Annotated in this window: 14 protein-coding genes and 1 pseudogene; 12 read left to right on the forward strand and 3 right to left on the reverse strand. The window is 66.0% G+C overall.

The annotated features are described in order from the left end of the window. The first annotated feature begins 6 nt into the window (after positions 1–6). Together HNP60_RS14720 and HNP60_RS14725 are read left to right on the forward strand one after the other, a co-directional pair. The gene (locus HNP60_RS14720; RefSeq protein WP_184155173.1) at positions 7–897 is read left to right on the forward strand and encodes an alpha/beta hydrolase; all 891 of its coding nucleotides are present in this window, start codon (positions 7–9) and stop codon (positions 895–897) included. After that, entirely contained in the window at positions 894–2438 is a 1545-nt protein-coding gene (locus tag HNP60_RS14725; RefSeq protein WP_184155176.1) for a capsular polysaccharide export protein, LipB/KpsS family, read from the forward strand. Before HNP60_RS14720 ends, HNP60_RS14725 begins: the two co-directional genes overlap by 4 nt. On the opposite strand, the gene HNP60_RS20050 is transcribed toward HNP60_RS14725, so the two are convergent. Then, a complete protein-coding gene (locus tag HNP60_RS20050) occupies positions 2375–2746 on the reverse strand; it encodes a hypothetical protein (protein WP_260394925.1) in 372 nt (123 codons plus the stop codon). The genes HNP60_RS14725 and HNP60_RS20050 overlap by 64 nt on opposite strands. Here HNP60_RS20050 and HNP60_RS14730 point away from each other — a divergent pair. Further along, on the forward strand, positions 2717–3679 hold the full coding sequence (locus tag HNP60_RS14730) for a capsular biosynthesis protein (protein WP_260394926.1): 963 nt from the start codon (positions 2717–2719) through the stop codon (positions 3677–3679). The two genes, HNP60_RS20050 and HNP60_RS14730, sit on opposite strands and share 30 nt — an antisense overlap. On the opposite strand, the gene HNP60_RS14735 is transcribed toward HNP60_RS14730, so the two are convergent. Then, a complete protein-coding gene (locus HNP60_RS14735) occupies positions 3666–4856 on the reverse strand; it encodes a glycosyltransferase family 4 protein (RefSeq protein ID WP_184155182.1) in 1191 nt (396 codons plus the stop codon). The genes HNP60_RS14730 and HNP60_RS14735 overlap by 14 nt on opposite strands. A gap of 17 nt (positions 4857–4873) precedes the next feature. Beyond that, positions 4874–5377 (reverse strand): hypothetical protein, encoded by a 504-nt coding sequence (locus HNP60_RS14740; RefSeq protein ID WP_184155185.1) that lies wholly within the window; start codon positions 5375–5377, stop codon positions 4874–4876. Between HNP60_RS14740 and HNP60_RS14745 the strand changes: the two genes are divergently transcribed. The 9 genes and pseudogenes from HNP60_RS14745 to HNP60_RS14785 all read left to right on the forward strand — a co-directional run bounded on the left by HNP60_RS14745 (position 5376) and on the right by HNP60_RS14785 (position 15548). After that, a complete protein-coding gene (locus HNP60_RS14745) occupies positions 5376–6359 on the forward strand; it encodes an agmatine deiminase family protein (protein ID WP_184155188.1) in 984 nt (327 codons plus the stop codon). The two genes, HNP60_RS14740 and HNP60_RS14745, sit on opposite strands and share 2 nt — an antisense overlap. A gap of 21 nt (positions 6360–6380) precedes the next feature. Further along, entirely contained in the window at positions 6381–7247 is an 867-nt protein-coding gene (gene aguB, locus HNP60_RS14750; RefSeq protein ID WP_184155191.1) for an N-carbamoylputrescine amidase, read from the forward strand. Between the two features lie 28 nt (positions 7248–7275). Further along, positions 7276–7566, forward strand: a complete 291-nt coding sequence (locus tag HNP60_RS14755; RefSeq protein ID WP_184155194.1) for a putative quinol monooxygenase — start codon at positions 7276–7278, stop codon at positions 7564–7566. A 1053-nt stretch (positions 7567–8619) separates the two neighbouring features. Further along, a pseudogene (locus HNP60_RS14760) lies at positions 8620–9334 on the forward strand (response regulator transcription factor). Next, entirely contained in the window at positions 9334–10704 is a 1371-nt protein-coding gene (locus HNP60_RS20210) for an ATP-binding protein (protein ID WP_184155197.1), read from the forward strand. Before HNP60_RS14760 ends, HNP60_RS20210 begins: the two are co-directional and overlap by 1 nt. 47 nt (positions 10705–10751) lie before the next feature. After that, positions 10752–11447 carry a carbonic anhydrase gene (locus HNP60_RS14770; RefSeq protein WP_014077311.1) on the forward strand — a complete coding sequence of 232 codons (696 nt, stop codon included), beginning with the start codon at positions 10752–10754 and terminating at the stop codon, positions 11445–11447. Next, on the forward strand, positions 11444–12985 hold the full coding sequence (locus HNP60_RS14775; RefSeq protein ID WP_184155200.1) for a SulP family inorganic anion transporter: 1542 nt from the start codon (positions 11444–11446) through the stop codon (positions 12983–12985). Before HNP60_RS14770 ends, HNP60_RS14775 begins: the two co-directional genes overlap by 4 nt. Positions 12986–13311: 326 nt before the next feature. Beyond that, positions 13312–15078 carry a DEAD/DEAH box helicase gene (locus HNP60_RS14780; protein WP_184155203.1) on the forward strand — a complete coding sequence of 589 codons (1767 nt, stop codon included), beginning with the start codon at positions 13312–13314 and terminating at the stop codon, positions 15076–15078. After that, complete coding sequence (locus HNP60_RS14785) at positions 15078–15548, forward strand: YaiI/YqxD family protein (RefSeq protein ID WP_184157098.1); 471 nt, start codon at positions 15078–15080, stop codon at positions 15546–15548. The genes HNP60_RS14780 and HNP60_RS14785 overlap by 1 nt, the downstream gene beginning before the upstream one ends. Positions 15549–15599 lie beyond the last annotated feature (51 nt).

A 15599-nucleotide genomic window follows, 5' to 3' on the forward strand; every position in this document is an offset into this window, starting at 1 on the left:
CATCACATGATTGTCCGCCAAGGGACTGCCCGCGACTGGCCGGGCACCGGACGCCTCAGGGGATGGCTCGTCCTGCCGCTGGCGCTTTGCCTCTCTCTCGGGGGCTGCGGCATCTCGCGCCAAATCCTCTATTCGCCCGATCCGGTATCGGCGACCGAGCCCGCGTGGATCGGGCCCGCGCCGCAATCGGTCGATGTGCGGACGAGCGACGGCCTTGTGCTCGAGGGTCTCTACTGGCCCGCGTCGAAAGGCAGCAATGACGACATCATCATATTCTTCCACGGTCGGAACTGGACCCTGAACCGGAGCGGGCGAAGCGCCCAGTATCTGGCCGGGGATGACATGGCCGTTCTGGTGGCGTCCTATCGCGGCTTCAGCGGCAATGCCGGGCATCCAAGCGAGCGAGGCCTGCTGCGCGATGCCGCCGCATTCATCGAGACGGCGCGCAGCCTTGCCGGCCCGAAAGCGCGCGTGTGGCTCATCGGCCATTCGATCGGCGCGGCCGTGGCCATGCATGCGGCGGCGCAGGATGGGCATGTCAACGGCGTCATCGCCATGAGCAGCTTCGTGCGCGTGCAGGAATCCGCGCCCCGTATCGCCCGCGCGTTCATTCCGGATGACTGGGATAATCTGGCCGCCCTCGAGTCCCTGTCCATCCCGCTCATCGTTATCCAGGGCGGCCTCGACCGCTTCATAGCACCGGACAGCGGAGACACGCTGTTTTCCGCCTATCATGGCCCGTCGAGTCTGGTCATGGGCGTGAATGCGCGTCACAATCCGGACATGGAAGTGCTCGCGCCCTGGCTTCATCAGGCGATCTCAACCATGCGCAGCGGCTCGCTCGAGAGCCTGCCCCATCCCCCGGCCGGTTGGGTGGAGAAGGTCCGGCGCCCATGAACGGCGCGACCTCTCCTGCCCCTCTGGCCGTCGCGCGCGCCATCATGGCCGTGCCGCCCTTCCCGGGCGCCAAGCCGCATCCGGTGGTGCAAGCGCGCAGCGAAGGCGGGCCGGCCCCGAGCGCTTCTCCCGCACAACTGATCGCCGCCCTGCGGGAGCATCGGGTCGGCGGTTCGTTCTGGCTGCCCGAAAGCGTCTGGTCCACGCCGGATGAGGCCGTTTCCGGGTCTGGCGCCGATCCGGTGCTCCTGCTGGCCGCCATCGCCGGAAAACGCATCCGCAGCGAGAGTGAAGGACCGTTCGCGATCCTCTCGGGCATGGAGCCCGGTTCACCCGATGCGGAATGCCGCATCGAGGATCTGGTGGACCGCTATCTGTTGCGCGATGTCGCTTATGCCGACCCGTTCACGGGCGATCCCGCCAATCCCGTTGCGCTCATCGACAGTCTCGCGGGCTGGCGCGACCTCATCGATGCCAACCGCCCGCTTGCCGCTGCCTTCGGCTTCGCGCACTGGAAGCGGGACACGGTGGCGCCGCTGCTCTGGGGCGGGCATGCCGTTCCCTTCAGAAGTGCCAGCCGCAGTGCCCTGGACGCATTGCCGCCCGGCGCCGCCGTGGCCGTCTGGAAAGCGCGCGTGCCGGCGGCCTTTCTCGCCGAGCTTGAGTACGGGCCCTGGCGCATCCTCGAAGTCGAGGATGGGTTCATCCGGTCTGCGGGCCTCGGCGCAGACTGCGTACCTCCGCTCTCGATCGTGGTGGATGATCTTGGCGTCCATTATGATCCGTCGCGGCCGAGCCGGCTGGAAGAGATGCTCGCGCGCGACGACACCTCCCCGGCCGATCGCGCGCGTGCGCAGCGCCTGTGCGCCTGGCTGGTGCGCGAGGGCGTCAGCAAATATGGCGTCGGCGGTGGCGCTGCGGTCCCGCGCCTCGGCGGAAGCAAGCGGCACATTCTCGTGGTCGGCCAGGTGGAGGATGATCGGTCCGTCCTTTCGGGCGGCGGCGATGTCCGCTCCAATCTCGAATTGCTGCGGCGTGTGCGCCGGGATGCGCCGGATGCATGGATCGTCTATCGGCCTCACCCCGATGTGGAGGCCGGCCATCGCCGCGGCGCCATCCCCGCGCCGGCGGCCCTGAGCCTCGCCGACGCGATCGATGCGGAGAGCCCGATCAGCGGCCTCATCGCGATGAGCGACGAAGTCCATGTCATCACCTCGCTGGCGGGCTTCGAGGCGCTGTTGCAGGGACGAACCGTCGTCACGCACGGCACGCCGTTCTTCGCAGGCTGGGGCCTGACGCGGGATCTCGCCGCGCCCGTGTCCCGCCGCGGCAAGCCCCTTTCCATCGATGCGCTCGCGGCGGCCGTGCTGCTACGCTATCCCCGCTATCTCGACCCTGTGACAAATTTGCCCTGCCCGGCGGAAATTGTCGTCCGGCGATTGCTCTCTGGTGTTCAGCGCGAAAATATTGCACTAGTTCAGTCACGCCGGTTGGTTGGGTGGGCCAGACGCGCATTTGCGCAACTTGTGGGAACAAGATGAAGTACCAACCCATAGCGCACCGGAATTTCCTGTTTCTGCAAGGCCCTCCCGGCAGCTTCTTCTGGAGTCTGGCCGAAAGGCTTCGCGATCTTGAGTGCGGGATCTTCCGCATCAATCTGAACGGCGGCGATCGTGCCGACTGGCCGGGAGACGCGACAGATTACCGCGGCACCCGCAGGCGCTGGACCTTGTTCATCGACAGGTTCCTGAGCGAGCATGGCATTACGGATATCGTGCTCTTTGGCGATTGTCGGCCGATGCACATGGCTGCCCATCACATGGCGCAGCTCCGCAAGATCGATGTTCATGTTTTCGAGGAAGGCTATATCCGTCCGGACTGGCTGACGCTGGAACCGAGCGGCGTCAACGGCAACTCGTCGCTTTCCCGCGACCCCAGATGGTACCTCGAAGCCGCGAAGAAGCTCCCTCCTCTGCCCGATCGCCCACCGATCACCGCCAGCTTCCGCCGCCGGGCGCGCGACGCCTATCGTTATTATTCCCAGGTTGTCCTGAAGCGGCCATTCTATCCCTTCTACACATCCCATCGCCGGGGATCGCTGCTGCTCGAGGGCTTTGGCTGGCTCTACAAATTCGCGCGCGAAAAGGCGGATGAGAATCATGCCGCGAAGATCGTCGCCCGCCTGCCGGAAGCGCCTTATTTTCTCTTCCCGCTCCAGCTTTCCAACGACTACCAGATCCGCGAGCACTCACCGTTCCAGAACATGGCGGAAGCGGTCGACTATGTGCTCTACAGTTTCGCGCGCCGGGCGCCGCAACATGTGCGTCTTCTCGTCAAGGAACATCCGCTCGATGCGAACTTCCTCAGCTGGCGGCGGCGCATCGAGGCGCGGGCACGGCGCCTGGGCATTGCGGACAGGGTGATGCATATCGCCGGCGGGGACCTGTCCCTGCTGACGGAAGATGCCTGTGGGATGGTGACCGTGAACAGCACATCCGCCACGCTGGCACTGGCGGCTGGCGTTCCCACCATGGCACTGGGCAAGGCGATTTACGACATTCCCCAGCTCACACATCAGGGCCGGCTCGACGATTTCTGGACGCGCCCGCAGGCGCCCAATGCCCGGCTGTTCGACGCCTTCCGGCGCGTCCTGTATGATCGCTGCCTCATCTATGGCGGTCTGGCCAGCCAGTCGGCCACGGAAATCCTCGTGGAATCGGCAGTCGAACGCCTCGCGGGCGATCGCGTAAGCCACTGGGCGCCGGAGCTTATCCGGGCGTGATAAGGAACTCCAGCCAGTGGTCGACTTTCGCGAAGTGAGCTTCCCAGCGGGGCGGCTCCCAGCCTGAAAGACGACCGAGCTGGCTGGCGCGCGAGGGGCTATTCTCCAGCGCATAATCCTCGATCAGCCGGGCCCAGCCGAGACCATCGATCGGGCTCAGATAATCGGGAATTTCGCCGGCAAGCTCGCGGAAAACGGGCAGATCGCTTGCAATTGCCGGCGTACCACAGGCTAGCGCCTCGACCAGCGGCAAGCCATAGCCTTCCGCGAACGAAGGAAAGAGAAGCGCGCGCGCACCGCGCATATAGGCGATCAGCGCGGCATCGTCGCAACGGGAAAGCTCGATCACATGCCCCCGGATCGCCTCACTGCGCTCGAGCATGTCGACCGTCTGCTCGCATTCCCAGCCGCGCTGCCCGATGATGACGAGTTGCGGGCAGGCTGCCCCCAGTCGCCGCGCCATCTGCGCCCAGATATTCAGGATCAGGAGGTGATTCTTGCGCGCCTCGATGGTCCCGACCATCACAAAATAGGGACGCCCCGGCAGGAGCGGTACAGGCCCCTTCTCGGGCATAGCCGGCGCGGCCACACCCAGCGGCGCCATCAGCGACGGCGGCAAGCGCAATGTTCGCTGCAGACCCGCGAAGACGGCGAGTTCGTGGAGTGTATCCCGGCTGTTGCCGATCACGCCCGCGCCATGATGCAGGAGCGAGGTCATGCGCCGGAGATGCTTCTCGGGTTCGCCGGGACGGCAATATTCGGGATGAGTCAGGGGAATGAGATCATGCACGAAGTAGATGGGCTTCACGCCGGTCCGTTCCAGCCAGGCGGCATGACCCGGCCGATCCAGCCCCGTATGACCGACATTGAGGTAAATCCGGTTGGCGGCATTCCGCTTTCCCGGGCTCCCCATGAGAGCCCCCGGGAGCGTCGCCAGCAATCGGGAACGCACCTCACCGCCCTGAGCGAGCAGCAGATCGAAGAGCCGCACTGAATCCCGCCGTGTCAGGACACGCGTGAGCCCGCCCCGCTGCACCACGGCCCGGGCACGCTCCCGGAAATGTCGTACATAAGCGAGACACGTCCGGTCGATCCCCGTCGGGAACAGACCTTCCCATGCCCGCCAGACGAGCCGGCTGACGTCCAGGAGGATTTCAGTGCCATCTCCGCTTTGCATGACAACAGCCGGGGCGATCAGACGATGGTCTGCGATACGGCCTGAGGAACCTTCGAGAAGTCCGCCTGCGGCACGTTCGTCACGTGGATCACATCCATGTCCCTGATCTTCGAAATCTCGGTCACTCTACTCAGGTTGATCCTCAAACCGACCATCCGATCCTGATAACGCACGAACAGCCCGCTGGATAACATCCCCTGGTGGCGGCGTCTTCCACGCCGCGGTGGCTCGGCTTCGGCATGCCCGGCAATCGACGTCTTTGCAATGCATAAAGGCTGCTCCGCGCACGCATGACGGTCACGACCTCGTGGCGCGCAGCTGCTTCTTCTCGTGACGGAATCGGCCTCATCTTCCCTTGGAGATGCTCGACCGCGCCCACTCGCGATCGGAACGAGGAGCGCGGCGGCGGCATCGCTCGTCCTGGCTCCTGCCAGCCACGCCGGGATGTTGACGGCTTGCTGACCGGCCCCAAGCACGTCAAGGAGCGGACTGAGCATCCAAAAGCGAGTCTGGTTCATCATGTCCCTTCTCATGCCTCCCGAATGGGCGCCGCAGGAGCGGCTCTGGATCGGCTTTCCCGGCGATCCTGCCGAGTGGCCCGCTGCCCTGCCGGCTGCGCAGAGGCAGGCTGCGGCTTTCGCCAGTGCGGTGGCGGATGCAGAGCAGCCGGTCACGCTGCTTGTCCGCAGCGAGGCTGACCTTGCCATCGCCCGATCTCTCGCCGCGCCTGCTGTCACCGTCCAGCACATGCCCTTCGGGGACGTCTGGCTGCGCGACACGGGCCCGCTCGGCATCCTCGGGCCCAACGGCGCCCGCGCGCTCGTCGATTTCGATTTCAACGGCTGGGGCGGCAAGTTCAGGATGCCCGGCGATGAGGATATCGGCGCGCGCCTCGCCGCGACGACCGGCCTTCCCTGCCGCCATGTGCCGATGATCTTCGAGGGCGGCGCGGTGGATACGGACGGCACCGGCCTGTTCGTCACCACCGAGCAATGCCTCCTCAACCGGAATCGCAATCCCGGACTGGATCGCCGCCAGATCGAGACACTGCTGGCCGGCTCGCTTGGCCTTTCCGCCATGCTCTGGCTGGGCGACGGGCTGGTCAACGATCATACCGACGGCCATGTCGACAATCTCGCTCGCTTCGTGGCGCCCGGTGTGCTGGCCGTCCCTCAGGCGACTACGCCTGACGACCCCAACACGGCCATCTATGCCGATGCCGCCGAGCGCGCCCGTGCCTTCGGGCTGGAGATTGCGCCGATGCCCTCGGTCGGCCGCTATGAAGTGGACGGCGCGATCGTGCCGGCCAGCTACATGAATTTCTGCATCACCAACGCTGTCGTCATCGTTCCCCAATATGGTGCGCCGAATGATGGCGCGGCGCTGGAGGCGCTGGCGCCCTTCTTCCCCGGCCGCACCCTTGTGGGCCTGCCGTCGGACGCCATATTGCGCGGCGGCGGCAGTTTTCATTGCATGAGCCAGCAGCTGCCCGCCGCCGCCTGATTTCCACCGCAGGATCGCCAGATGTCGAAAGTCACCGTCGCCGCCCTTCAACTCGCCTTCTCGGATGACGAGGCCGCCAACATCGCGCTTGTCGAGGAGAATGTGGCCAAGGCCGCCGCTCGCGGCGCGCGGATCGTGCTGCCGCCCGAACTGTTCGAGGGCCCCTATTTCTGCACGGTCGAGGATGAGGCTTTGTTTGCCCGCGCCCGGCCGATTGGCGAGCATCCCGCCGTTCTCGCCATGCAGCGGGTGGCCAAGACGCAGGGCGTCTACATTCCCGTGAGCTTCTTCGAGCGCGACGGGCAGCATCATTACAACAGCCTCGCCATGATCGATGACGAAGGCGAGGTCATGGGGGTCTATCGCAAGAGCCACATCCCGGACGGCCCGGGCTATGAGGAGAAATATTATTTCCGCCCCGGCAATACCGGCTTCCGGGTGTGGGAAACCCGCTATGGCACCATTGGCGTCGGGATCTGTTGGGATCAGTGGTATCCCGAGGTCGCGCGCGCCATGGCGCTGATGGGGGCCGAGCTGCTGTTCTACCCCACCGCGATCGGCACCGAGCCTTATGATGCCGAACTGGATACCAGCCGCATGTGGCGCCGCGCCATGCAGGGCCATGCGGTTTCCAACTGCATGCCCGTGATCGCTGCCAACCGCATCGGCGAGGAAGCCATGCCGGGCTGCGCTGGCCCGCAGCGTTTCTATGGCCATAGTTTCATCACCGATGAATGGGGCGACCTCGTCTCGGACGTGGAAGACTGGCAAACGGGCGCGCTCGTCGCTACGCTCGATCTGGCCCAGGCTCGCCGCCATCGCGCGGGCATGGGCTTCTTCCGGGATCGGCGGCCGGATCTCTACGGCCGGCTGGTCCAGGATATCTGAACGGCCTCACCTGCAAGGAGAGCAAAGCATGACCGTTGCCCGCCTCTACATCATTCCCGCCGCCGACGGGAAAAGCGCCGAAATGGAGGAAGCCCTCGTGGAACTGTCGAAAGTGGTCTCGGCCGCTGATGGCAGCGAAGGCGTGGAGCTTCTGCGCGACCTCGGCAACGAGCATCGCTTCATCTTCATCGAGAAATGGGCGAGCGAAGAGCATCACGCCCGCAGCCTCGCGACGCTGCCGGCAGGGTCGCTCGACGGTGTCCAGGCCGCCGCGGGCGGTCCGCCGGACGGGGCCTATTACGACTATCTGCTGTCCTGAGTTCACTGCCGCGCGCCGCTTCCTCGGGAGCGGCGCCATGGTCCCTGCGGAAGACACTGGTCGGGAGGGTCACCCTGCGCCGCCAAGCGTAACCGCGCGCGGTCCAACCGTGCCGGCCCAACACTGCACAGCGGGCTGGAAGTTTACAAAGATGACGGCACGTCCCCGTCATCTTCCGCTTCCGTGAACCTCGCGGGAGGGCCGATATGGCGGACGCCTGCGCCCATCCCCGCAAGCCTCTGCGGCCTGACCGATTGATGAAAGCGCTCCGAGAAGAAAGAGCCGTACATGGACTGTCTCCGTCGATGGCAAGAGGCGTCGGGCGGGGTTGCCATGGGGGATAGGGTGTAGGACAGCGGAAAAGCGAGGCTGATGGAAGATGAAGTCGAGTTCAACGCCGGCCCGGCCCATCCCATCCGCCTGCCCTGTAGCGGGACGCGATGGGCGCCATGCACGTTCCGTGTGGGCCCCTCCATCTGGTTGGCGAACTCTTCCTGACGATGGCGCGGTTCCCTGCAGCAATCTTTTGTAATGTATCGGCGCAAATCGCGAAACAATCCGGTGGCACTCCTCGCATGGATAATCCACGGAGGTTCCCGCTTGAGTTCCCGTCCGCGGTGTGCGCGATCAGCCCGTTCTGCCCAGGTTGCGCGCCCTACAGTTCGCACGGTCTCTCGTGTCGGGACGAACCATGCCGCTTCCTGCGGGCTTCCGCCTGCGCTGGCGCCCTTTCTCGCCAGGGGGCTTGAAGAGGTTGTTCCCCGCATCGCCGCAGGATATGAGCCGGGTTCGCGCGTGGCTCACGCCCGGGGATGATCTGCACCGCACTGGCAATCCCGCAAAGAGGGACAGTTCCCGGGCTGACGCCGCAGTTTTACAGTAAGTGCTGAAGACATGGCGACGGGGGAGCCGGGGACCGGCCTGATCCGAAAGGATCTGATGAAAGGAGAGGGAGTCGATGCCGGTTGTCCGGCTATTTCGCTTGGGAAGGCGGCCGATGTTGCGGCTGTCCCCACCATTCAACAAAACGACTTCAAAGAGCCCCGAAACCCTATGACTGCCCAGACTATCATTCTCGTCGAAGACGACCCGGCCCTGCGCACGCTGATTGCGCGGCTCCTGCAGGAAAACGGCTTCATGGTGCGGACCGCCGCGACGGCGCCGGAAATGTGGGTCGCGCTGGAAAACGGCCCCGAGGCGGACCTGATCATCCTGGATATCATGCTGCCCGGCACCAACGGCATCGACTTGTGCCGCAAGATCCGCAAGAGCAGCGACGTGCCCATCATCTTCATCAGCGCGAAAGGCAGCGACGAGGACCGCATCCTGGGACTCGAGCTCGGCGCCGACGACTTCCTGTCCAAGCCTTTCCAGCCGCGCGAACTCATCGCGCGCACTCGGGCGATCCTGCGCCGGGGGCCGCGCACGGACCGGGACGATTCGCGCGGGCGCAACGAATTCCAGTTCAACGGCTGGACCGTCTTCTTCTCCCGCCGCGAGTTGCGCTCGCCAACGGGCGCAGTGGTCGATCTGACGGGTGCGGAGTTCGATCTCCTCGCCACATTCGTGTCGCAGCCCATGCGCGTCATCGGCCCGCGAGCGATTGATCGAATTGTCGCGCACGCGGCTGAGCGACAGTTCGGACCGCAGCATAGACGTGCTGGTCAGCCGGCTGAGACGCAAGCTCGCGGCGGCCGGGGGCGATCCGCCCATCGTGACCATCCGCGGCGTCGGCTACATGTTCAGCGCGCAGGTCACGCCGGCTTGATGCGCCTGCCGTCCGTCGGCCTGCTGGGCAGGATCGTGCTGATCCTCGCCTTCGTGCTGATAACCGAGTTCGTCGCCAACACATTCGTTTTCGAACGGGTGAGCCGCTTCGCGCTTCAGGACGACGAAGCCAATCTCATGGCGGAATATCTCGTGGTGGCGCGCCGGGTCATGGATCGCACGCCGCCCCAGGATCGGGATGCGGTCGCGCGCGAACTCAGTACGCCCCGGCTGCAACTGAACTGGCACAAGGGCATCGACAGCCGGGCGGCACGGTTCAATCTCGACGAACTGCGCTCGCAAATGCTCGCCATCGAGCCCAAATTGCGGGAAGCGAAGCTGCGCCTCTATCTCATGCCGCTCAGCCGTGGCGGGGAAGTGGGTGGCAGCGTGGAGCTGAGCGACCACACGACCGTGATGTTCCGGGCCGTCCAGCCCCATGCCTTCTGGCCCCTGACGGTCGGCCGCATGCTCGCTCTGTCGGTGCCGATGATCCTGCTGGCGGTGCTGGGCGGCCTCATGATCCGCGCGACCCTGAAGCCCCTGAGCATGCTGATGCACGCCACGCGAACCCTCGGCAATCAGGAACCCGTGCCCGTGACGGAGCGTGGCCCGCGCGAGGTCCGCACGCTCATTCGTGACTTCAACATGATGCAGCAGCGCATCCATCGGCTGGTCTCCGCGCGGACGCAGGCGCTTGCCGCGGTCGGGCATGATCTGCGCACGCCGCTCGCCCGCATGGAGCTGCGGCTCCACGGTGCAAAGGTCGACGAGGAGACGCGAGCCGCGCTCATCAAGGACATCGGAGAGATGAGCGACCTGCTCCAGTCGCTCCAGACCTATCTTGGCGGCGAGGGCGATACCCTTCCGGTGGAGAAAGTGGATATCGCCGTGATGGCGGCCACCATCGTCGACGCCGCGAGCGACGCCGGTCACGATGCGACCTATGATGGCCCTTCCAGCCTCGAGGTCATGACCCGTGCCGTCTCGATGCGCCGCGCCATCTCAAATCTCGTCGAGAACGCGCTTCATTATGCGGGCAATGTGCGCGTCAGCGTGCGCGAGGAGAACGGCGCCGTCCTCATCTGCGTGGAAGATGATGGCCCCGGCATTCCGGCGGAAAAGCTGGAAACAGCCCTCCAGCCCTTCGTCCGCCTGGACGAAGGCCGGGCGCGGAACACACGCGGCATGGGGCTGGGCCTCGCGATCGTCCACAACGGCGTGCGGGCGGAAGGCGGGACGCTGAGCCTGACCAATCGTTCCGAGGGTGGCCTGCGCGCCGTCATCCGTTTGCCGACCGCCCGTCACGATGCGTCGCGCAGCAATATTTCCTTACAAGACGGAGCAAGCGCAGAAATTTTCCGTGGCTAGATTTCCTGAAACGCGGGCCCTGGCTCGCCATCAAGGAGATTTCTGCGATGAACGAACTGATCGGACGAGTTTTCAGCTTCGAAAAAAGCGTCTTCCCGGGGAGCTTCGACCTTTATTCCAAGCTTGCCGCTCATGGACAAAGCCCCAAGGCACTGATGATTTCCTGCGCGGACTCCCGCGTCGTGCCGGAGCAGATCATGCAGGCGCAGCCGGGCGACCTTTTCGTCTGCCGCAACGCGGGCAACATCGTGCCGCCCTTTGCCACCCAGAATGGCGGCGTGTCCTCGACGGTCGAATATGCCGTCATGGCGCTGGGCGTGCGGGACATCATCGTGTGCGGCCATTCCGACTGCGGCGCGATGAAGGCCCTCAGCAAGCCCGAATCCCTGGCGACGATGCCGAACGTGGCAGCGTGGCTGCGTCATGGCTCGGCAGCCCAGCATGTCGTCGACACCTGCTATGCGCATCTGGAGGATGATGCCCGCATCCGCGCCATCAGCCTCGAGAATGTGATTGCCCAGCTCGCGCACCTGCGCACGCACCCTTCCGTGGCGGCCGCCATCGCGCGTGGCGAGATGAGCCTGCACGGCTGGTTCGTGGACATTCATGCCGGCCATGTGCTTGGCCTCGACGGCGAGACCGGACGCTTCCGGCCGCTGCGCGAGAACCAGCCGCTTCCGGTCGCCGTGCCGGCCTCGACGCGGATCGTTTCCGACTTCTACGCGGTCGAGGCTGCCGAATGATTGGCGCGCTGAAGGGCCGATCCTTGGGCGGCGGGGCGGAAGGCGGCACCTTCACCCGCGACTTCACCGCTTCGATCGTGGTGTTCCTGGTGGCGATGCCGCTTTGCATGGGCATCGCCATCGCTTCGGGGGTCCCGCCCGAAAAGGGGCTCATCACCGGCATCATCGGCGGCGTCGTCGTCGGCTTTCTCGCCGGTTCCCCCTTGCAGGTCAGCGGCCCCGCCGCTGGCCTGGCCGTCATTGTGTTCGAGTTCGTGCGTGAGCATGGCCTCGCCGCGCTCGGCCCGGTGCTCCTGCTGGCAGGCGTTCTGCAGTTCGTGGCCGGCATGGCCCGGATGGGCGGTTTCTTCCGCTCGGTCTCGCCGGCGGTCGTCCACGGGATGCTGGCGGGCATCGGCGCGCTGATCGTGGTCGGGCAGTTCCATATCCTGTTCGACAACCAGCCGATGTCCAGCGGTCTGGAGAACATTGCTCTGATGCCGGCCCGGGTGCTGGGCTTGTCGCCCTACAGCCTCCAGTCGGCCGAATATGCGCTGTTCCTCGGCCTCGTCACCATCGGCGCGATGGTGGGCTGGGAGAAGCTGCGTCCCGCGAGCATGAAGCTGGTGCCCGGCGCCCTTCTGGGCGTGGTCGCTGCGACCCTGATTGCGTGGCTGGCTCAGCTCAACGTGGCGCGGATCGACGTGCCTGCCTCGATTGCCGGCGCGATCGAATCCCCCGGCGTGAATTTCCTCGACCCGCTGATGCAGCCCGCGCTGCTGGTGGCGGCCCTTGCCATCGCCTTCATTGCCAGTGCGGAGACCCTGCTCTCGGCGGCGGCTGTCGATCGCATGCATGATGGCGTCCGCACGGATTATAACAAGGAACTGCGCGCACAGGGCGTCGGCAACCTGCTCTGCGGTCTCGCGGGCGCCTTGCCGATGACCGGCGTGATCGTCCGCAGTTCGGCCAACGTCCAGGCCGGAGCCAAGACCCGCTGGTCGGCCATCCTCCACGGCGTGTGGATCCTCGGCTTCGTCGCGCTGCTGCCTGGTCTGCTCCGCGAAGTCCCGATGGCGGCCCTTGGCGGCGTCCTGGTCGTCACCGGCTGGCGGCTCGTGAGCCTGACGCATGTGCGCCACCTGTTCGCCAATTACGGCATATTGCCGGCGGCGATCTGGGCGGTCACCTTCATCCTCGTGGTGACGACTGACCTTCTGACCGGCGTTCTGGTGGGCCTTGGCCTCTCGGTGATCGAGCTGATCCAGCATCGCAAGACGCTGCGGCTCAAGGTCGAGGAGGAGCGCTCGGAGGAAATCAGCCATCTGCGTCTTGATGGCTCGGCCACCTTCGTCAGCCTGACCCGGCTCACGCAGGTGCTGGAAAGCATTCCCCGCGAGCATGCCGTCGAACTCGATCTCCATCGGCTGCACGGCATCGACCATACCAGCACGGAGCTGATGCGCGAATGGGTCGCGCGCCGGAAAGCCACGGGCAAGCCCGTGACGCTGCTCGGCCCCGATCACCTCGTCAAACGACTGGCGTTCAACGCCCACTGACCCCCAGGGGAGGCGCCCCCAAATCCCTCCCCAAGGCCGGATCGTGGCAATGCCGCGGTCCGGCCTTTCCTGTTCAGGCGTCCGCATCGGGCGCTTTGCTCTCCCGCTTCACGGACAAATCGCGGCCCTGCCCACTCGCTGGCGGGACGAATCGAAAACTGTGGAAGCCAAAAGCACAGATAAGCTGTATGGGGCCCTTCAAGGCATCCGCTGACGCGGCCGGCCCACTACAGCCGCCAGATCATGCGCGCGCCCGATGCCGGGCCGCGAAAGCGTCTATTGCCACATTCCGGGCCGCGCGCGGCTCTTCTTGATTTGCGAGTCACATGTCCTTTTCCAATCTTCCGCTTGTTCTTGGCGATGCGCTGTCCGAGCATGGCTACACTGCCCCCACAGCCGTCCAGGCCACCGTCCTCGAGGCAGAGGCCCATGGCCGCGACCTCATCGTCTCCGCGCAAACCGGCTCCGGCAAGACCGTTGCCTTCGGCCTGGCCCTTGCGAGCGATCTGCTTGGGGACGATGGCCTCATGCCGCCGCCCGGCAAGCCGCTGGCGCTCATAATCGCCCCGACGCGGGAGCTGGCCCTGCAGGTCAGCCGCGAGTTCATCTGGCTCTACGGCAAGGCCGGCGCGCGCATCGCGACCTGCGTCGGCGGCATGGACGCGTCGAGGGAAAGGCGCGCACTCAACCACGGCGCGCATATCGTGGTGGGCACCCCCGGGCGCCTGCGCGATCATCTGGAGCGCGGCGCGCTCGATCTGGCGGCGCTCCGCGGCGTGGTGCTCGATGAAGCCGACGAAATGCTCGACATGGGCTTTCGCGAGGATCTCGAGGAAATCCTCGACGCGACGCCGTCCGAACGGCGGACCCTGCTCTTCTCGGCAACGATGCCCGCGCCGATCGTGGCGCTCGCCCGGCGCTATCAGCGCGACGCCCTGCGCATCTCGACCGTCTCGCAGGATCGCGGCCATGGCGACATCAGCTATCAGGTCATGGCCATCGCGCCGTCCGATATCGAGAATGCCGTGGTCAACCTGCTTCGCTTCCACGAGGCGGAGACAGCGATCCTGTTCTGCGGGACGCGAGACAATGTCCGCCACCTCCATGCCAATCTCGTGGAGCGTGGCTTCGGCGCCGTCGCGCTGTCCGGCGAGCACAGCCAGAACGAGCGCAATCAGGCGCTGCAGGCCCTGCGCGATCGCCGCGCGCGCGTCTGCGTGGCGACCGACGTGGCCGCGCGCGGCATCGACCTGCCCAATCTCAGCCTCGTCATCCATGTGGATATCCCCCGCGACGCCGAGACGCTGCAGCATCGCTCCGGCCGCACCGGGCGCGCGGGCAAGAAAGGCACGGCCGTGCTGATCGTGCCCTATCAGCGGCGCCGGCGGGTCGAGTCCATGTTGCGGGGCGCCCGTATCCCCGCCGAATGGGTCTCGCCGCCTTCCGCGGACGACATTCGCCGTGCTGACAGCGAACGCCTGCTGACCACCCTCCTCGCCCCCGTGGAGCTCGACGAGCAGGACCACAAGCTGGCCGACCGGTTGCTGGCCGAGCGAAGCGCGCATGACATTGCCGCGGCGCTGGTCCACGCCCATCGCGTCCGCCTGCCCGCGCCCGAGGATCTGCTGGGCAGCGATGCGCCTCAGGAAGCGCGCCAGCCCCGCGCGGGGTTCGAGGGGAGCGCGTGGTTCCGCCTCAACATCGGCCGCCGACAGAATGCCGAGGCCCGCTGGATCCTGCCGTTGCTCTGCCGGCGCGGCCATGTGAGCCGCAACGAGATCGGCGCCATCCGCATCGCTGCCAGCGAGACGCTGTTCGAGGTGCCCGGTGCCCTCGCGTCACGGTTCCTGGATGCCGTCCGCCGCACGGCGAATGAAGAGGATGATGTCGAGATTCAGCCGGTCGAGGGCAAGCCGCGTGACGCCGCGCGCCAGAACCGCCGCGAGGAGAACCGTCCGTCCGATGGCCCCCGCCCCCTTCGGGCCCGTCTCGGGCGGGCCGATCATGGCAAGCCGGATGGCGGCAAGGGCCGCAAGCCCGGGCCGGGGGCTGGCAAGGGCGGCTGGCGCAAGAAGAATGGGCGGGAGAGGTGATCCGCATCCTGGTGGATGCCGACGCCTGCCCCGTGAAGGACGAGATATACAAGGTCGCTTTCCGGCATGAGGTCGCCGTCAGCATCGTCAGCAACAGCCCGATGCGGGTTCCCGTCGCCCCCCTGATCGAGCGCGTGATCGTCTCCGACGGTTTCGACGCCGCCGATGACTGGATCGCGGAGCGGGCCGACGGGGAAGCCGTCTGCATCACGGCGGACATCCTGCTTGCCGACCGGTGCCTCAAGGCCGGGGCGATCGTGATTGCCCCGAACGGCAAGCCCTTCACCATGGCCTCTATCGGCGGCGCGATCGCCACGCGCGCCATCATGGCCGACCTGCGCGCCGGAGGCGATATCATCGGTGGGCCCGCCCCCTTCAGCAAGACCGATCGCTCCCGCTTCCTCTCGGCCCTCGACGAAGCGCTGGTGCGCCTGAAGCGTGCAGGTAGCAGGCATAGCCGCGAGGGGTAGGGTTGGTCTTTTGATATGGATTACGGGCGCTGGGCTGAGGTGTCTGCGCGG

Source organism: Sphingobium lignivorans, from assembly GCF_014203955.1.
GTDB classification, from domain to species: domain Bacteria; phylum Pseudomonadota; class Alphaproteobacteria; order Sphingomonadales; family Sphingomonadaceae; genus Sphingobium; species Sphingobium lignivorans.